The organism is Paenibacillus aurantius (genome assembly GCF_032268605.1).
Classification (GTDB): Bacteria; Bacillota; Bacilli; order Paenibacillales; family NBRC-103111; genus Paenibacillus_AO; species Paenibacillus_AO aurantius.
On record NZ_CP130318.1, the window covers coordinates 1988604 to 2008027 of the forward strand.

At 54.8% G+C, this 19424-nt stretch carries 9 protein-coding genes; 8 read left to right on the plus strand and 1 reads right to left on the minus strand.

Going from position 1 to position 19424, the window contains the following annotated elements; all coding sequences use genetic code 11:
- The first annotated feature begins 90 nt into the window (after positions 1–90).
- On the plus strand, positions 91–5892 hold the full coding sequence (locus MJA45_RS09205; protein WP_315606962.1) for a polysaccharide lyase 8 family protein: 5802 nt from the start codon (positions 91–93) through the stop codon (positions 5890–5892).
- A 52-nt stretch (positions 5893–5944) separates the two neighbouring features.
- Here the strand turns inward: MJA45_RS09205 and MJA45_RS09210 are convergent, their stop codons facing one another.
- Positions 5945–7333 carry an extracellular solute-binding protein gene (locus tag MJA45_RS09210; RefSeq protein ID WP_315606963.1) on the minus strand — a complete coding sequence of 463 codons (1389 nt, stop codon included), beginning with the start codon at positions 7331–7333 and terminating at the stop codon, positions 5945–5947.
- 350 nt (positions 7334–7683) lie between these two features.
- On the opposite strand from MJA45_RS09210, the gene MJA45_RS09215 reads away from it, so the two are divergent.
- The 7 genes from MJA45_RS09215 (at position 7684) to MJA45_RS09245 (ending at position 19321) form a co-directional block, all read left to right on the plus strand.
- The gene (locus MJA45_RS09215; RefSeq protein ID WP_315606964.1) at positions 7684–10176 is read left to right on the plus strand and encodes a hypothetical protein; all 2493 of its coding nucleotides are present in this window, start codon (positions 7684–7686) and stop codon (positions 10174–10176) included.
- 378 nt (positions 10177–10554) lie between these two features.
- The gene (locus MJA45_RS09220; protein WP_315606965.1) at positions 10555–12024 is read left to right on the plus strand and encodes a glycosyl hydrolase family 28-related protein; all 1470 of its coding nucleotides are present in this window, start codon (positions 10555–10557) and stop codon (positions 12022–12024) included.
- Between the two features lie 76 nt (positions 12025–12100).
- Positions 12101–13891, plus strand: a complete 1791-nt coding sequence (locus MJA45_RS09225; RefSeq protein ID WP_315606966.1) for a hypothetical protein — start codon at positions 12101–12103, stop codon at positions 13889–13891.
- Positions 13892–13961: 70 nt separating this feature from the next.
- Complete coding sequence (locus tag MJA45_RS09230; protein WP_315606967.1) at positions 13962–15599, plus strand: extracellular solute-binding protein; 1638 nt, start codon at positions 13962–13964, stop codon at positions 15597–15599.
- Between the two features lie 91 nt (positions 15600–15690).
- Positions 15691–16644, plus strand: a complete 954-nt coding sequence (locus MJA45_RS09235; protein ID WP_315606968.1) for an ABC transporter permease — start codon at positions 15691–15693, stop codon at positions 16642–16644.
- A 15-nt stretch (positions 16645–16659) separates the two neighbouring features.
- Positions 16660–17535, plus strand: coding sequence for a carbohydrate ABC transporter permease (locus tag MJA45_RS09240; protein WP_315606969.1), 876 nt, complete (start codon positions 16660–16662; stop codon positions 17533–17535).
- 34 nt (positions 17536–17569) lie between these two features.
- Positions 17570–19321 (plus strand): hypothetical protein, encoded by a 1752-nt coding sequence (locus tag MJA45_RS09245; RefSeq protein ID WP_315606970.1) that lies wholly within the window; start codon positions 17570–17572, stop codon positions 19319–19321.
- Positions 19322–19424: the final 103 nt, after the last annotated feature.

Here is a 19424-nt window from a genome sequence, read left to right on the forward strand (position 1 = left end):
AGAGATGCTGCCATTCTGACAAAGCCGGGTTGCAGCATTTCTTTTTTACTTTATTCCATCATATCCGTCCAAAAAGGGAGGATTTTGTCCATGATCAGCCGCATAAGCCTAGGCCCCCGCTTGCGAATGATTCTTCATCTGATGCTCGTTCTCGTAGTAGCTGCCTCTTACGTACCGATCGGCCCTTCTTCGAAAGTTTCCGCCGCAGAGGACGAGTTCGGCGGTCTGATCGCCAAATGGTCCGCCAATTTCACGGGAGGAGCCGGTATCGACACGGCCGATCCGGATGTGGCCGCTAACATCGTCAAGACCACCAGCACGGCCCAGCGGATCTGGGACGAGATGAACAAAGCGGCGGATCGCACGTATTTGTTCTCCGATTTGGCCACCCAGTACCCGAACCAGCACATCACGGACTCCTACTCGCGCATTCGCTCGATGGCGGTCGCTTATGCCACGGAAGGCTCGGAGCTTTATCATAATAAGGCGCTGCTGGCCGATATGATGAGCGCGCTCGAATGGATGAATACCAATTGGTATAACGACAAGACGCCGTATGGGACGCAATCCACCGACAACAACTGGTTCGTCTGGGAGATCGGCGCCCCTTGGGCTCTGGAAGACACGATGGCTCTCCTGTACGACAGGCTCTCGCCTGATCAGCTTAGCCGCTATACAAGCGCCATCCGGCATTGGGTCGTGACCCCGAAGGATACCGGCACGAGCATGGGACAGCGCTGGGGCAACAGTGGAGCCAACCTGGCGTGGAAATCGCTCATCTGGTCCCAGCTCGGTATTCTGACAAAGGATGGGGCGGTTATCGGCCAAGGGCGGGATGCGCTTGGACCTCTTTTTACCTTCGTGGCTTCGGGCGACGGCTTCTATGAGGACGGCTCGTTCATCCAGCACGGCGCTCATCCGTATACTTCCGGCTATGGGTTATCCAATTTGAGCTCGTCGGTGGACTTGATCTATCTGCTCGGCAACACGCAGTGGGCGATCGACAGCTCGAAGAGCACCATTATCAAGGAATGGATTTACCGCTCCTATGAGCCGCTTATTTTCCGCAACCGGCTGTTCGACAATCTGGCCGGCCGTTATTTAAGCCGCTACGACGGGGCGGATGGCGTCAGCTCGATTATGGTCCCGGCCTACAAGGTAGCCGATATGCTGAAGGGGACCCCCGACGAGATAAGGCTTAAGAGCTTTATCAAGTATCTGGTAACGTCGGATGCCAAGTTTGATTTCTCGAAGCGGGACCTCTTCTTCAACACGAAGATCAAAGCATTGGTGAACGACCCGAGCGTGCCGGTTCGTCCGGAGCTGTCGCTGTATAAGCCGTTTCCACGGATGGACCGGTTCAGCTGGCTGCGGCCGAACGCGGCGTTCAGCGTCGGAATGAGCTCCTCCCGGATCGACAACTACGAAGCGATCAATTACGAGAATTTGATGGGCTGGCACGTGAATGACGGCCGCACCAGCCTGTATACCGGCGATCCGAATCAATTCGGCGACTACTACTGGGCCACGGTCGACAAATATCGGCTGCCGGGCATTACGGTGGAGGCCGTCCATCCGGATGATGTCGACTCGCCGCAAATCGGCCAGGTTACGATAAACACGAATGGAAGCGTGCTGACGGACGATCTGGCAAACGCCGATAATCTCTATCGCTACACGAACAATTGGCAGTTTGTGAACGACCCGCTGGGCGGCGATACGAACCGGCTGAAACGCAAGGATGACACGCTGGAGTATGTCATGTACAACAAGCCGAACATTTCGGCGTTTGAAGCCGTCGTCTACACGCTGAACAACCGGCCGCTGGACGGCGGGATCAAGCTGTTTTACTCGTCCGACAATCAGGATTGGAAAGGAGCGGCGGTCGTGCTCGGCTCCCCGTCTCCTATAGAAGGTTCCCGTTGGAGCCGGGTCTCCGTCCGTCCGGCTTCTCCGCTTCCCGCCGGCACGAACTTCATTAAGCTGGAGTTCCCCTCCACGGAAAGCCCCGAGAGCCGGCTCACCGGGGAGAACTGGGTCGGCGGCACCGAGATGGATGACCTATATGGGATCAGTGGCATGCAGCTTCATCCAGTTGACGAGACGCTGAAGGCGAAGAAATCCTGGTTTCTGTTTGACGATGAAATTGTCTCGCTCGGCTCCGATATTACGGGCGGCGACGGCAACACGGTCGAGTCCATCGTCGAGAACCGTAAGCTGAATGCGGCCGGCGACAATGCGCTGACCGTAAACGGCACCGTCAAGCCGGCTTCCCTCGGCTGGTCGGAATCGCTGCCTGGCACCCACTGGATCTACCTTGCCGGAAATGGGAGCGGCTCGGATGTAGGCTACTACTTCCCCGGAGGGGCGGACTTGAAAGCCCTCCGCGAAGCCCGGACCGGTTCACCGGCTGAAATCTCCCACTCGGGCAGTGACGATACGACAGCCTATACGCGTAACTATGCCGCGTTCTGGTATGACCACGGCCGCAGTCCGGGGGCAGAAGGCAGCCCCGCCGGCAGCTATGCCTATACGATTCTGCCGAATCGTACGGCGGGCGAGGTCGAAGCCTATGCGGATGCCCCCGATATCGAGGTGGTGGAAAATACGGCAGACGCGCAGGCTGTCCGGGAGACTACCCTGAACCTGCTGGGCATTAACTTCTGGAAAGACCAGATCAAGCAGGTCGGTACGGTGAAAGTTAACCGCAAAGCTTCCGTCATGGTGAAGGAAAACGGCGATCAGACCCTGGATGTTTCGATCTCCGATCCGACCCAGGCCAACAGCGGGACGATTGACGTGGAGATTGCGAAGGCCGCGAACCCGAACAGCGGCTGGCTCTCGGATCCGGCCATTTCCGTGTATCAAACGTCTCCGACGATCCGGTTCCAGGTGAACGTGAACGGAGCGAAAGGGCAGACGTTCAAGGCCAAGTTCAATCTCGGCAGCGACGTATGGCCGCAGCAGCCTCCGGCTCCCGAGCCGCCGAAGGAACCGGCGAGCTTTACGGACGAACTGAACGATTTCTCCCGGGTATTCTCGCTGTCCGATAAAGCCTCTCTGCTGTTCGATACCGGGAACCCGGCGTTTTTTGCCAATGACAGCTCGCGTGTGAAGCGTTTCGGCACAGACGTGCCGCAATCGCTTGTCTACCAAGTGAACGATCCCGTTACGTTCTCCGCCCGTCTGCATTACCGGAACGGATTCGCCGATAAGATCAAGGCCTATGCCTCGCCGGATAACCGTACGTGGACAGCGGTCGCCCTGACTCCGGATACGCCCATCAAGAATACGGACAACGACTGGTACCGCGCCAATTTCTCGCCAACGGGACCCCTGCCGAAGGGTACCCGGTATATAAAAATCGAGCTGGGTAACGATCCGCTCGTGTATTCGCCTCAGCTTGGCGCGGTCACCTTTACGAAATCGCCGATTTCGTATGTGCTGACGGACGAGTTGAACGATTGGAGCAAAGCCTACAAGCACTCGCTCAGCTGGGATTTCGATTCGGCTCTAGCGGAAACCTCATTTGAAGGAGACTTTTCTAGGCTCCGTGCTTCAAGTGAGGGGCAGTTCCTCGAGTACAAGGCGGAAGGGATTATCGGATTCAAGGCAAGGCTATTCGCCAATGCGTCCTCACTGGATGGCCTAATGAGCGTGGAGGTCTCAGCGGATGAACAGAGCTGGACACCGGTTCACCTGAACGTTGACGGGCCGGTTCCGACAGGGGACGGGATGAACAAGTTCACCGTCCTTTCCGACGGGACGCTGCCGGAGGGCTCCCTCTTCCTTCGAGTCCGGCTTGCGAAGAGCGACGCTGCCCGAACCGTGGAGCTCGGCTCCCTCGCCCTTGAATTTGGAGCGTTCACCGATCCGCTGGACACGTTCGATAATATGCTGTCTCACGGAGCGAATCTTATGTTCGAGAGAAACTCCTCCGCCTTCGAGGGAGACTTGTCGCTGCTGAAGCGCAGCGGGACGGACGTTCCGGGCGAGCTGGTTTACTACTATCCGAACATCAGCGATTTTGCGGTTCAAGCGTATGCAAGAGACGGCTTTGCCGGCAAGGTGAGTGTCTATGCCTCGCGTGATGGCAAGCAGTGGAAAGCCGTCGCGCTGACGAACGATCCGATCACCACGACGTCATCCGGCTGGAACAAGACGACGTTTCGAGGGGGTCAGAAGCTTGATCCGGGGAATGCGTATCTGAAGCTTGTTCTCAGCAATGACGCCCGTGTCTACTCGCCGATGATCTCCCGGCTGACGCTGTACCGGACCCTGGATCCCGACGGTCCGCTTCCGGACCCGGTTGTGGGACCGGCCGTGATCGTCGATCCGCTTGACGACTGGAGCAAGAGCGATTCGCATACGACAGGCTGGCAGTTCGACAGCTCGAATGCGCCCTTATTCGGAGGCGATACGGGAAGACTGAAGCGAAGCTCCGATACGGCGCAATCGGTTATCTACCGCGCTCCCAATCTGGTCGACTTCCAGGCGACCGTTTATCCTTGCGTCGAGCCGCCGGCCCATCCTCTTGAGCTAGACAAACAGGCAGCCCTGTTCATCTCTACTGACGGCAAGGCGTGGGCACCGGTTGCCTACACGGCCACGGAGCCTGTCGGCACCTCCTGCTGGAAACAAATAAACGTAAAGCCCAAGGACGATCTGCCGGTCGGCACCCAGTACGTCAAAATCGAGCTGGATCACGATTCTCGGGTGTATGCTCCGCAGCTGGCCGAGGTCCAGCTCATGAGCGACGGAGCCATTTCCAAGCGGATTACCGGATTCTCGCTCGGAGAGGCTCAGAACGGAGAAGCCCGGATCGACCTCAGCAGCCGCACCGTGACGGTTCACGTCAAGGCCGGAACGGACGTGCGGTCGCTTGCCCCGGCCCTCACCACGTCGGAGAAAACGACAGCTGTTCCCGCCAGCGGCTCGGTTCAGGACTTTACGAAGCCGGTGATCTACAAAGTGACGGCAGCCGACAAAACCTCGGTCAACTGGACGGTTCAAGTTATCCTCGACTCCGATTCGGTGCCCCCGGTTACGACGGTACAGATGACGGGGAAGCGGGGGGCGGACAACTGGTATGTTACTCCGATTACGGTTGGCCTCACGGCAGAGGATGAGGCTTCGGGTGTGGACTATACGGAATACCGCCTGGATGGATCGGAATGGACGCGATATGAGGATGCGGTGACGATCGAAGCCGACGGCGCACATACGCTCGATTACCGCAGCATAGACAAAGCGGGGAATGTCGAAGCCGAGCGGCAGGAAGCGTTTCGGATGGATAGAACCGCTCCCGTGATCGATCTTGCCTCGGTAAAGGACAGCTACAATGAGGGAGAGTCCTTAACCGTAACCCATGCCGCCTATGATGCAACTTCCGGTTTACAGTCGGTTCTCGTGCAGCTGAACGGCAGAGACATCATGCAGGATACACCTGTCCTGCTGACGAAGCCTGGCCTAAACGAAATCAGAATCACGGCGGCCGACGCGGCCGGTCATACGATAACCCAAACGAAATCTTTTGAAGTATGGGTGCTGGGAACGGCTTCGGCAACGCCGGAAACCATCACCATCAACAACGGCGTCTTTACGATCCGGGTCGATCTCCCGGACGATTATAAGGGGACCGGTGTGAAGACGGACAGCATACGGGTGAATGGTTCCGTGATTCCCGAATCCGTTAAGGTTAAGGAGGATGCGGATCATCTGGAGCTCACCTTAAAAATCAGACGCGAATCCCTAACTCTCCCGGCGGGCCTGCAAAGCCTGGAAGTAACGGGATGGTTCGAGACCGCGGAGCCGGTTCGTTTCCACGCTGCCGCCCCTGTGACAATCCAGGTGGATAGGATGGATATTCCTATAACCGATATTGAGCGCTAAAATACTAAAGCCGTCCTGACGACTGAGTCGTTAGGACGGCTTTTCTCATGAATCAGCTTTTCCCCTCCCTATAGATCTGGCGGAACAAGGAGTCCAGCTCGGCCGGCTCCTCCAGACCGAGCCAGAAAAGATCCATGTCGGCATCCAGATCAAACGCTTGGTGGAGATCGGAAAAAAGCTCCGTTTCGAAATAATTTTCCTCCATCTGATGCTCCAAAGCATTCACCTGCGACAAGTAGTCAGAGGAGTGAATGGCTTCGTTAACCGGCCGGATGACCGACAGGTAAGGGGTTCCTTCCGCTATTTTAGCTTGAACGGCCGGTGACAGGGCGGTTAGGATAAAGGACCTGGCCAGCTCCTTTTTCCGTGCGGCCTCGGGAATCATGAACCCGTTGGAGCGCAGGATGGTCGCGTTGATGGGACCGAACGGAAGGGGCGCATACCCGATGTCGAAGGCCATTTTATCCTGGGTCCAGTGGGACACCTCATAGCCGGTTGCCAGAACCATGGCGGCTTTGCCGTAGAAGAACGGATTTCGTTCGTGGGCGAGACGGTAGAGCAGACCCCAGCGCTTCCGGTGAATCAAGTCCTGAAGAAACTCCAGCGAGGACGAAATGGTCCGGGACAGCTCCTCCTCGTTCCGGACTTGCTTTAATCCGTTCTGGAGGGCAACGACCGGCCAGCGCAGCGTTTTCGGCATAATGGCGAACCCGTATTGACGAATGATCCCTTTATCATCCGCGAGGGTTAGCCTTTGGGCGGCATCCAGGAAAACCTCCAGAGACCAGTCCTTTCCCGGAAGGGGAACCCCGGAGCGCTCGAACAATGGCCGGTTGTAGACCAGATGAACGGTAGTAAACATAATGGGGGCCGCCTTAATGTGCCCATCGACGGTGAAGCGATCGACTAATTTCGGATAGAGCCGCTCCAAGGAAGACGATAAGGTAAGGTCAAGATCCTCATAAGCCGAATTATTGGAGATTTCGGGGAAATGCATATCCGACAGCAAGATAAGGTCGGGGATAATCCCCATCTCCATATACTTCTTGATGGATTGCAAGAAGCTTACATTATAAGGCAAGCTGTATACCTTGACCTCCACATTCGGATAACGGACCTTATATTCCTGGATAAGCGAAGGGAGGATGGTGTCCACGAACGTGGCCGGAGTAGGCGCAAAGATATGCAGCGTTTGGGACGGGGAGCGGTCGATGACAAGCTCGGGATTGACGATCGTTCCTTGACCGTTCTTCTTAATGACCAGGTTGTCGTTAACCAATTGCTCCAACGCCTTGCGTACCGAATTGCGGCTTAACTCGTAATGCCGGCACAGGTCGGATTCCGACATCAAAAAAGAACCGGGTTCGATCAAGCCGGACAGGATTTGCTCTTTCAGGTTGTTATAAAACTTTAAATAAACGAACTCATTCTCTCTTTTCATCCTTGCTTACTCCCCTGATTAATGTGATAAGACGGACAAATTAAATGAAAGGTAGGATAAAAGGATTGTCAAGCACCTAACCTCCATCTATAATGATGGTATAGGTTAGATACAGCTAAAGAATAGGTCGAGATACATACCTCTTTTATACCTCAAATTATCTAAAGATTCAACATCTTGCAAACGCTAACGATTTCATCCGCGCCCGTTGTAAGCAGCCCGTCCCATTAAGCATCCAGATTTTACTCTTATAAAGGCAAGTGATTTCTTTATGGAGAGAAGGAGGAGTTTAGGTGAACGGAAATAGCGCAAAGGAAAACAGGATCTTCCGAAAATGGGCCGTCCCGATAATGTCGGTTCTATTGGCGTTCTCCGGCATGGGGTACAGGGCTTCCGCATCGGATACCCCTGTCAGCAATTTCGGCTTTGAGCAAGCTCTTGCTGACTGGACCAAGTTTGTGGACAAGGACAATGGAAACGACCTGGACGAGCAGGGCAGCAGGATCGAAGTGACAGATCGTCAAGCGAGCGAGGGGGAGCACAGCGTTCGAATTTACGACGCCAAAAAATCCCGGGCGATCGGATTGGAGAGCGGGAAGCTGGAAGCGGAAGCGGGCACGGCTTATGTGGTCTTTGCCGATGTTCGGGTCGAGAGCGGAGATGCCGAATTGTCGGTCCGGTTTTATGACGGCAGCGACCGGATGCTTGTAGAATCGTCTATGACCGCCTCTCCTTCGGAATCGTGGAAAACCATTCAGGCCAATGGGACAGCCCCTGCAGGAGTATCTTATGCGAAAATCCTGCTGCATTCCAGCAAATCTAATGAGGGAACAGCTTATTGGGACCATGTCCGGTTTGCGAAGGATTACACCAATCTGGGCGTACAGGTGGGGAGCGCGGCACCCCTGGGGGCCACCTTTGGAGCGGGAGCCCATGAGAACCTGATTTATTCGGTTATTACGGGCAATGCAAACGATCGTCCCATCATGCAAGTGATCGATGCGAATACCGAAAAGGTGACGGCAAGCGAAGCCTTACCGGGTGCGAGCGTGAATCCTACCGGTGCCTGGGCAGCAACGACGGCTACGGACGGAACGATTTACCTAGGTACCTATCCCAACGGCAGATTGTACAAGTACGTGGAGGGAGAGTCGTGCATCACGGATCTGGGCCAGCCTTTGCCAGGGGAATCTTACGTCTTCGATCTCGCGGCGGGTAATAACGGTAAGGTCTATGGCGGTTCTTACGGAAGAGCGGGCTTCTTTGAGTATGATCCGGCTGCAGGGGCCAAACAGATTGGGGGCTTTCCCTTCTACCAGCCCCCGGGACAAACGTATAAGTATCTCCGGGCCTTGGCCCATGACAAGGAGCGCAACGTTTCTTATTTGGCTATGGGACCTAACGCCTCCGTCATTCGATACGACCATGCCACCGGCCAAATGGACGATATTTTACCTGCTAAATACAAATCCATTACGCTGGCCGGTACGGTGGATTTTACAGGCGACCGTGTCTTTGTGGCGATCGGCGGGTATATGATGGCTTTGCGGGTGGATGTCGGCCCGGATGGAACGGTCACTTCGACGGAGGAGATGTCGACGACGGGCACCGCTCCTCGTGTATCGCCGGAGAATAACGGAAGGGTGTACTTCACCAAGGGGAACCAATTGACCCGTTACGACATTGCGTCGAAGCAAGTAACGGATCTGGGGCTTTCCATTCCGGGGCGGATTCAGCGTTACGGCTGGGTAACGTTACAGGATCAGGCGAATTATCCGGGAAAAACGCTTGTCGCTCTGTCGGACGGAAACTATGAGACGAACCTCATCAAATACAACCCGCAAAACGGGGCGTTCCATGTTTCGCGCGTTGAAGGTTCCCCGCGTATAGCCGGGGCGATTAATATGATCGGGGCTGGGCCTGACGGCCAGATCTATACCAGCGCTTACTTGTACGGGGGGTTAGGCGTCTACCATCCGTTCGGCGGGGATTCCAACGACAACCAGCCGGAGCACATTTATGCACCGATCAGCCAAATTGATAAAATGGAATCCGCGGGCGGCAAGCTATATCTTGGCACCTACCCCGGAGGAGGGCTGTATGAGTACGATCCTAAGCAGCCTTGGAGTCCGGGGGTCAATCCCAAGCTCTTGATCAACTCGGGCACCTACCAGCAGGACAGGCCGAAAGCGATCGCTTACGGGCACAATCGGGTATTCATGGGGACGGCCGGTACCACCGGATCCAGACCGGGAGCCTTGTCGGTCTATGATTACACGACAGGCACCGCTGCCGTCCATAAGGATATCGTAAAGGATCAGAGCATTATATCCCTTGCCTATTATAAAGGTCTTTTGTACGGCGGATCCACGATCCGGGGCGGCTACTCAAGCACGCCGTCACAGACCGAAGCCAAGCTGTTCGTGTATGATCCGGTAACCCAGACGAAGACGGCCGAATACAGCCTGCCGGCCATAGAAGGCGGGAGGAAGCTGACCGCGATTACGGAACTGAAGGCCATAGACGGGAAATTGTGGGGCTTCGCGGAAGGCTACCTGTTTGTGTTCGATCCGGAATCCCGTGCGTTCGAGTACTTCGCTGAGAAGTTTCCGGATGTGTTGCTCCCGGAAGGGAATTATCGGGATGCCGACCTCGTTGCCGTTGAGAAGGACCCGAACTCCCTATATGGAACGATTGGCAGCAAGTATTTATTTAAAATTAATAAAGCGGACAAAGCGATAACGATTCTGCGGTCCGACGGTGCGGATATGCTGGCGGCCGACCCGATCGGCAACCTGTATTTTAAACATAACGATACTCAATTGTGGAGATATTCCTTTTGATCTGGTTGTTAAGGGCTTGCCTTTCCGGCAGGCCCTTTGCATTAGACCAAGGCAAACGAGCAGAGGCCGCCATCTGATCTCCAATAATGGGGCCGTTTCTTTTGGTTGGAGGCGAACCCAAAATATTTTTAAAAAAAGATTGTCAATTATTAATCCTCCCCCTATAATGTCGGTATAGGTAAGATACAGCAGTAGAACAGGTGAAAGTACATAACCTCATTTTTATCTCCAACGATCTTAAGAATCAACTTCTTTCGAAGGCCCCCTCTGTCCAGTCTACTTCCAAGCTCTCAAAACCCACACAAATTAAAGCGCTTACTTTCTTGAATCCACTATGTATTCCAGAAAAGGGGAAGCGATATGGTCTCATACCAGCATGTGAATTCGAGCTTCGCCGATGTGAAGCAGTTCGGTGCGGCGGGCGACGGTGCCGGTGACGATACGGAGTCGGTACAACTAGCCTTGGCCTCTATTCCGGACGGAGGCACGGTCTATTTTCCGCCTGGTACCTATCGGATTACCCGATCCATCGAAATCCTTTCGGACAAGGTATGCCTCTGTGGTCAGGGCAGCGGCTCCCACCTCCTATACACCTATGAACAGCAGGAAAGCGATACTCCTCTTACGGCAAGCTTATTTGTTTTCCGGGCAGGGATCCGTTACGTAACCATACGAGATCTCCGGCTGGAATATACAGGGTCCTTCTACCCCGAATATGGACAAAGCTATCTCGGCAAGGTGGACGGCTTACGATTCCGGCAATGCTTTGATGTAAGCATCGAGAATATCGAGGCGTCGGGCTTTAATGCCAGCGCCATTACCGTGACTACGGGAGACGCTTCCCAGTACGCCAAGCGGTTCAAAGTATATAAATGCTATCTCCACCACAATCGGGTCGCCGGGGTGTTATTTGGGAATGTGGAGCGGATCAGCATCATGGACTGTGATTTGGAGTATCAGGGCTCTCAGCCTGATGGCGGAACGGGGTACGGCTGTGCAGGATTCAGCTCGGAGCTCCCTCGCGATATTCAGATAATGGGCAACCGGGCTTGCTTCAATTACCGAAAAGGCATTGATCTGCATGCAGGAATCGGGGCGATCATCGAAGGGAATATATGCCATGGAAATCGCCTCTATGGAATCTACACGGAGGGGACGAAGACCGGCAACGTCATTATCCGGGGCAATCTAATATCCGGCATGAAGGTGGACCGACTGGACATACCGGACCCGTACACCTGGATCAGCGGCATCGATTTTGGCCCGTATTCCGCTGCCTTGCTTCCCGAGGAGTATCACAATTACCTGATAGAAGGCAACGAAATTATCGATTTTGGTTTAAATCACGGATCGGCCTATCCGATTCGTTGTTATTTTAATTTCAAACGCGGAATGATTCAGATCAAGAACAATAAGATGGCGGCGGGGAGGATTACTCATTTGATCCATCTGCACAATTCATCGGGTACGGAGCGAAGGGAAGTCCAATTAGACATCTCCGGCAATCAGGCCTTCATCCGGCAGGCCACCGGGTATTGTTTTAATCTGCCCATGTGCAGCCAACTCAACATTCACGGCAATCAGATTACTATTGAGCAGAGCGCAAAACGTGAGGGGATCATCGCACTTAGCGAGGAGTGTCTGGAATCCGTCACGATGACAAACAACCATTATACGGTGCCGGATTTGTCAGCCGCCAGTGCTTTGAAGGATTGGACGGAGCCATGGCTTCAAGACAAGATGTATAAAGCGGGCAACTTCCTGAACGGAAGACTGGAAGAATCCCACTTGCGATATCCCGGAGCCGGAACAGGCAGTCCTTACAGGCAGGTTTGTGATACAAGTTAACCAACCAAGTCAGCTGTTTTATAGGTTAGGATGCTATCCAATCAGACTGCTCCCAGGAGCAAGAGGAGGATTACCGATGATTTCGCAAACGTCTTACTCGCTTGTTGGCCAGCCGTGCCGTAATTTTACGATTTTCAACTATTGCTCAATGGTGGATCCCTGGGACGGAAGAGAGAAGCTGGTCTTATCCAATTTCACGCCCGGCGGAATTGGGCTCTTGGTCTTTATCGACACGCTGACCGGAGCCGGCGAATCGTTCGAGCTTCCGGGAGATTCGGGGGCATGGGGACTCGTCAATTGGCGCAATGAGAAGCTGATTGTCGGCACCTGCCCGCAATATGCTTACCTGCACAGCTTTGATTTGCGAACGCGTACGTGGGCGGAGCCGCTGAAGGCGGAAGGCGAGACTTACTTCTGGGACATCGTGGAAGGCTCGGACGGAATGATCTATGGAGGAACTTATCCGAACTGCTCCCTTATGAGATACGATCCGCACAATCATGTGCTGGAGAACCTGGGGCGGGTATCGGATAACTCCAAGAATCTGTATAGCCGGTATCTGCACGGGGAGCTTCCCGGGTATATCTTGATCACCTACGGCTACGATTCGGAGGATGTCAAAGCCTTTCACATCGAAAGCGGAACCTTCCGGGAATTCGGAATGCCGGGCTATCGGATCCGGGAAGCGCATGAGGAGCTTATGGCCCTGGAGAAGGAGGGGGAGCTGGTCTTCTACAATCCGCAGTCCTTCGAACGCCTGGTGGACGCGGACGGGCTTAAGCAGCGGCTCATTCCCCGGGAAATTACGCTTCCGAACGGAAAGCCCATCGGCATCAAGAAGCTGTCCGGAGGACGGATCGCAGGGGTGCGAGGCCAGGATTATTTTATTCTGGATCATCCGGGCCAAGAAGTTGAGCTAAAGAAGATTCCGACGGACGCGCCGCCTACCGCCATTCACGAATTAATTGTGGATGAGGAAGGAATCATCTGGGGCTGCTGCGGGTTAGGGCAAACCATCTTCTCCTACGATCCGGCAAGCGGGGAGTACTGGAACTCCTCCGCGGTAACCGATGTGGGGGGAGAGGTGTACGGCATGCGGTTCGTCGGAGGCCGTCTGTTTCTATCCGCTTATGTGGGCGGGGACCATATCGTCTACGATCCGAAGCTGCCTTGGGATCAATTGTACAATAACAATCCGAAAACCCTTCGCCCGGTCCGTCCGGATTTCATACGGCCCGAAGGGCGCAGCGTGATCGGACCCGACGGTGCTTTCTGGACCGGCTGGTCCGCCAAATACGGCACCTACGGAGGAGCCCTCTCCCGGGTGAATACGGATACGCTGGAAGTGGAGCATTGGGCCGACCCCGTTCCGGAGCAGCAGGTTTGCGGCTTGACCGCGGACGACCGGTATCTCTACTTCACCACCAACGGAGGAGCAAGCGGGCTCGGCTATAAGAACGAGCCCTGCCATTTCGGCGTCTGGTCTCCGGATAAGGGCTTGGTGCATCTGCACACCTTCGAGCCCGATGTTGTGACGGGCAACGCCGTTCTGGCTGACGGGGACCGGGTCTTCGTCGGGGCGGGCCCGAGCGTCCGCCTCTTCGATCCCGCGTCGATGAGCTTTGTTTCCGAGATGGCGATTGATGAGCCCTGCAGCTGGATGATCCGGCTGAACGATGGTCTGCTCGGCGTATTCAGCGGAAGCCGCTTGCTTCTGATGAGCCGGGACGACCTGTCCGTCGTGAAGACCATTCCGCTCCCGGGCCGGGTGAGGACGGCCGTTATCGCCGGAAAGGAGCAGTTGTATTTTGCTGTAGAAGCCACGATTTACCGGTTTGAACTGGAAGAGTTGCTTTCTGGCGGGTGAGTTTTGGGGTAGGCGTAACCAAGAGCAGGTATGAGGGTTCATTAATCGATCGAAACGGGAGGTTCCAGGAATGAAGATGAAGAGGGTTCCGTCAGTCCTGATCACCACTATGGTCATAGGGGCCATGCTAACGGCTTGCACCGGCAATGGCTCGTCTCCGTCCGCTTCCGACAACGCCGCATCGGCCACATCCAAAGAGAAGCCTAAGCTCACAATGTTCTTCAATAACGCGGGTCTCCAATCCCCGGCGGATGTGGATCTCAGTAACAATGAATTCATTAACATCGTTAAGGAAACGGCCGGGGTGGATCTCAAGATGGAGACCGTCCCCTACGCCGAGTACCAAACCAAATTCAATCTGATGCTGTCCTCCGGCGATCTTCCCGACATCCTTCATACCAACTATCCCGAGCCTGCCTACAAAGCCGCCCGCGATGGAGCCTTCATCGATCTGAAGCCGTATTACGACAAGTCTCCGATCCTGCAAAAGCTGGTTACCCCCCAGATGATGGAGCTGGCGAAGGATCCGGTCAGCGGCAAAAACTGGCGGATCCCGATGGTGTACGACAAAGGACCGCAGGGCTCCGGGGTCATGGCCCGGGCGGACCTGCTCGATAAGTACAACGGAGGAAAGTGGCCCGAATCCGTTGAGGAATGGGTAGACGTGCTTCGCAAAATCAAGAAGGCGGAGCCGGATTCGATTCCGATGTCCAACCGGGTTGTCGGGGATTACATGTTCCGGTACGGCGGGGCGGTGTTCTTCATGCTGTATGGGGCCGACCCCTATGGATACCGCATCCAGGACGGCAAGATCATCCCGAACGTCGTGCTTCCCGAATATAAGGCCGCCGTAGAGCTATACCGCCAGCTTTATGCCGAAGGCATTTTTGACAAAGAGTTCGCCACGACGGACGGTGCCAAATGGGCAACCAAGTGGAAGGAAAAGAACGTTCTGTTCCAATGGAATTCGGCCGATCAGCTTATGCCGGGGGCCGCTAGACTGGTGGCCTTGCCGGGTACCGATATTGCCGATAAGAATGCACGGGTTGAATTCGCTCCCGCTCTGAAGAAATATCCGTCCGTTCTGAAGGATCCGAAATATGCGCAAAATACCCTTAACGACCCGATTGTCGATCACGGGCTCTACATCTCGTCGAAGAGCAAAAACCCGGATGCGGCCTTTAAGGTCATTGAAGCCTTTGCGTCCGACAAGCTGCGGGAAGCGATCTTCTGGGGCAAGGAAGGCGAAACCTACACGATGAAGGACGGCAAGCGCATGCCGATTGCCGAGAAGCTTGGTGCCGATAGCCGCAGATGGGTGAAATCCATGGCCTTCCTGTTTGGCTATACGGATGGACAGGATGCGCAGCTGGCGACGTACGAGCAGCAAATGGGCCCTGACAAGTACAAGAAAGCCTATGATAGTGTCAAAGCGCTTGGAGAGGAAGCGAAGGCGAACGGCCTGGGCTCCATTGTCGGCTACTCGACACCCGATGAAGTGGTCAAGAAGAATTCGGAAATCATGCAGGACATCAACCGGTTCACGTCCGAAGCCATTATGGGCAAGATCACCATGGACCAGTTCGATGGGGAAGTCAAGAAGTGGGAAGCCAAATACAGAAGCCTGAAATATGACCCGATGCAAAAATACATCGATGCCAACAAAGAGAAGCTGAAAGGGCTGAATGTTAAAAAGGTGACTTGGTAAGGGAACACCAGGGTATCGTCTCGGGGTGAGCGGATTCCGGCCGCCCCGGAATGGCCCCTTTGTAACAGGACCCGTACAGGAGGTGACCGGATTGAATGGAGTCGTGGCCGGCGTCGAAAAGCAGGCTGCCGTGAAGAAAGGAAGACACCGCAAATTCAAGCTTAAAACCATGCTTTCCTTGTATACCTTATTTGCACCGACCGCCATACTGCTGTTTATTTTTCATTACATTCCCATCTACGGCATCATTATCGCCTTCAAGAAATATTCGGTGTACAAAGGCATCATGGGCAGCGAATGGGTCGGCCTGGCCGAATTCAAGTATTTCCTGACGGACGAAAAGTTCTGGAATGTGTTTCGCAACACGCTGATTCTGAATGTCTACGATATCCTGTTCGGCTTCACCGCTCCTATTGTATTCGCCCTGCTGGCCAATGAATTGTACAGCCGTGTTTTCAAGCGCGTCATGCAGACGGTGTCTTACCTGCCGCATTTTTTATCGTGGATCGTGGTTTCGGGTGTGTTTTACAGCTTTCTGTCCCCGGAAACGGGCCTGTTCAATCAGCTCATCGAATGGCTCGGCTATCAGCCGGTTTATTTTATGACGGAGACGAGCCTATTCCGGGGGATTCTCGTTTTTGCGGATATTTGGAAAGGGGTAGGGTGGTCGGCGATCCTCTATTTCGCGGTGATTGCCGGAATCGACAGCTCCTTGTACGAAGCGGCCTGGATCGACGGGGCAAGCCGCTGGAGACAGGCGATCCACATTACCATTCCCCACATGGCTCCGATGATCACGCTCTTGTTTCTACTGAGATTGTCCAGTATTTTCTCGGTCGGCTTCGACCGGGTATTCCTGCTGCAGAATCCGCTGGTCTATAAGGTTTCGGACGTCATTAGCACTTACATTTACCGAATCGGGCTTGAGCAATCCCAATACAGTCTGTCTACGGCGATCGGGCTGACCCAAAGCATACTCGGGTTCGTTCTGCTGATCACCGCCAATCGGATTTCCAAGAAGCTATCCGGCATGGGACTTTATTAGAAAGGCGGAGCACCTATGGTTCAATACCGTTCCTTTTCCCGCACCTTATTCCAGATTTTCAATTATACGTTCTTCCTTGTGTTTAGCCTGTCGATTCTGGTGCCGTTCATCAACTCCATCTCCGTTTCCCTCAGCAGCCCCGGTGCCATCACCTCCGGCAAAGTGGGCCTGTGGCCCGTCGGTTTCCAGCTCAATGCATACAAACAAATCATTGGAAACAGCACCTTTATCCGCTCCTTTCTTAATACGGTCGGATTGACCGCCATCAATACCGTTCTGAGTGTGGGCATTTCGTTATGTGCCGCCTATGCGCTGGCTCACAAGTTATTCGTCGGCAGGAGAGTGGCCTTCACTTACATCTTGATCACGATGTTTTTCAGCGGAGGAATGATTCCGACTTACCTGCTGGTCAGGGGGTTGGGCTTGGGAAATACGTATTGGGCGCTTATCCTGCCCGGGTTGGTCTCCCCCTTTCAAATCATTCTCTACAAAAACATCATTGATCAATTGCCCAAGGAGCTTATGGAATCCGCCGAAATGGACGGAGCAGGCGAATTTTCTCTCCTGTTTCGAATCGTGCTTCCCCTTGTGCTTCCGATGACGATGGCGTTCGTTATTTTCAGCGCGGTCGGCCACTGGAACACCTGGTTCGATGTGCTGCTCTATATCAAGGATAAATCCATGTGGACGCTGCAGTACCAGCTGAGGGAGATCTTATCGACGTCCGCTTTGCAGGCGGATCCGGCGAACCCTTTCCGGGATTTGGCGGTCCATCCCGAGAATGTCAAGATGGCGGCCCTCATGATCACCATCCTTCCGATTGTGGTCATTTATCCATTTGTGCAAAAGTATTTTATTCATGGTCAATTTGTCGGCGCGGTCAAAGGGTAGCCTAAACTATTAAGGTTAGGAAGAAGGGGAAGAGATGAGTCCATCCCTACCGAGAATGGCCAAGGTGGGTTTGCTGCTGGACCAAGAGGCGGCAGAGCGCAGGTGGCGGCACGGGTTCAACGTTTTTGAGTTTTATCTGGAGGAAGTGCTGGCTCACGGGGGGATTCCTTATGAGGTGATGACCGGCGTGCAGACCATTGACCCCTCCTACGATGTCATTGTGGCGGCGGTGGCCGGAGAAGACGCGGAGACCGCCTCGATCCTGTGGAGCTATATGGAACAGGGCGGCACGGTGATAGCTTATGGGAACCTTCAGGTCATGGCCCCCAAGCTGTCTGCTTTACCGGTCGGGAATACCGGACCCGGTTACTTCCGCCCGGGTGTTGCATATCCGAAAGCGGAAGGGGTCCGGTTCCACAATGCCCGGCCTTGGAAGGTGGAATCGGATCCGGACAGCGTCGTGATTAGAGAAGGAGTCCTGCTTCATGGAAAGCCGAACGGGGTAGAAGCCGGCGATGCCCTGCAAAGCTTCCCGGTTGGTTCGGGTTCCCTGGATCGTTGGGCGGTAGACGTCGGGGAGACGATCGTGGTCTTCCAGCAGGGCTCGAGACCGGTATGGGAGGACGGCTTTCCGGCGCCGGACGGGTCGGCCTTGGTCAATGAAGGCATTCTGAAGGCGGACGATCAGATCGAGCTTAGCTGGGAGTGGGACCGCTCCCTCACGGAGACGGGCAACCCGTATTTCGCGAAGCCGTACGGGGATTATTGGCGCGAAATGGTGATCGGCCATCTGTTGAAGAAAGTCGTGAGCCTGGGGCTGACGCTGCCGTTCATCGGCTATTGGCCGGACGCAGTGGAGCAGGTGGCCTTACTCTCCCACGACAGCGATATTAACGAGGATGAGCACGCCTGGTCCACCTTGGAGCTTTTGAAGGAATGCGGGGTCAAGAGCACCTGGTGCATGCTGGAGCCCGGTTACGGCCCTGACGTTTATTCGAAAGTTAAGGAAGAAGGCCATGAGCTGGGCTTTCATTATAATGCGCTTGCCCTGGACGGAGGAAGATGGGGAGAAGACGAGTTCAACCGGCAGCTGGATTGGCTGAAGACGGAAGCCAAGCTCGAGAAGGTGACCTCCAACAAAAACCACTATACCCGCTACGAAGGCTGGGGAGAATTTTTCCGGTGGTGTGAGGAACGGCAGATCGAAGTCGATCAAACGCGAGGGCCGAGTAAGAAAGGGAATGTCGGCTTCCTGTTCGGCACGTGCCAGCCGTACTTCCCGATAGCGTGGGCGGACGAGAAGAACCGGATTTACCCTGTACTGGAGATCGGCTTCTTGACCCAGGATATGGACTGCCACCCCCTATGGGCGGACTCCAGTATCATTGTTCCTTTCCTGGAAGGGGTCCGGGAAGTGGAGGGGGTCGCCCATTTCCTCTTCCACCAGTTCCATATCCATACGAAAGAGCCGGTTCGCGAAGCGTTCCGCCAGGTGATCTCGGAAGCCCGAAATCGGGGCTTTGAATTCTGGACGGCCGAACAGATCAACCGGTGGTACCGCAGCCGCAGGGAGATGTCTACGAGGATCGGCCAGGATGGGCAGCTTACCGTATTGGGTCCCATCCAGTCCAATGCGGTTATTTGGATTCCGTTAGCCCCCGATCAAGCGGAGAATGAGACCGAGACGGTGATTTCCCGATTTGGCGTCCCGTGTTTGAAGAGGGTAGCTGCCGATTTGCCCCAGACGGAAGAGTCGCAAACCACGAAAACAGAGAATGTCTCCTAAGAAGAAAGGGGGAACTTCCATTTCGACCGGGCTGGGAAGAGGAAGGATTCCACATGAGAATAGCCGTCGGTGCCTGGGCCCTGGTAGCGGATTCCTAATGGGC

Coding starts and splice junctions, on each gene's coding strand:
- MJA45_RS09240 (WP_315606969.1), top strand. CDS start 16,660: ATGGTTCAATACCGTTCCTTTTCCCGCACCTTATTCCAGATTTTCAAT.
- MJA45_RS09230 (WP_315606967.1), top strand. CDS start 13,962: ATGAAGATGAAGAGGGTTCCGTCAGTCCTGATCACCACTATGGTCATA.
- MJA45_RS09225 (WP_315606966.1), top strand. CDS start 12,101: ATGATTTCGCAAACGTCTTACTCGCTTGTTGGCCAGCCGTGCCGTAAT.
- MJA45_RS09210 (WP_315606963.1), bottom strand. CDS start 7,333: ATGAAAAGAGAGAATGAGTTCGTTTATTTAAAGTTTTATAACAACCTG.
- MJA45_RS09215 (WP_315606964.1), top strand. CDS start 7,684: ATGTCGGTTCTATTGGCGTTCTCCGGCATGGGGTACAGGGCTTCCGCA.
- MJA45_RS09205 (WP_315606962.1), top strand. CDS start 91: ATGATCAGCCGCATAAGCCTAGGCCCCCGCTTGCGAATGATTCTTCAT.
- MJA45_RS09245 (WP_315606970.1), top strand. CDS start 17,570: ATGAGTCCATCCCTACCGAGAATGGCCAAGGTGGGTTTGCTGCTGGAC.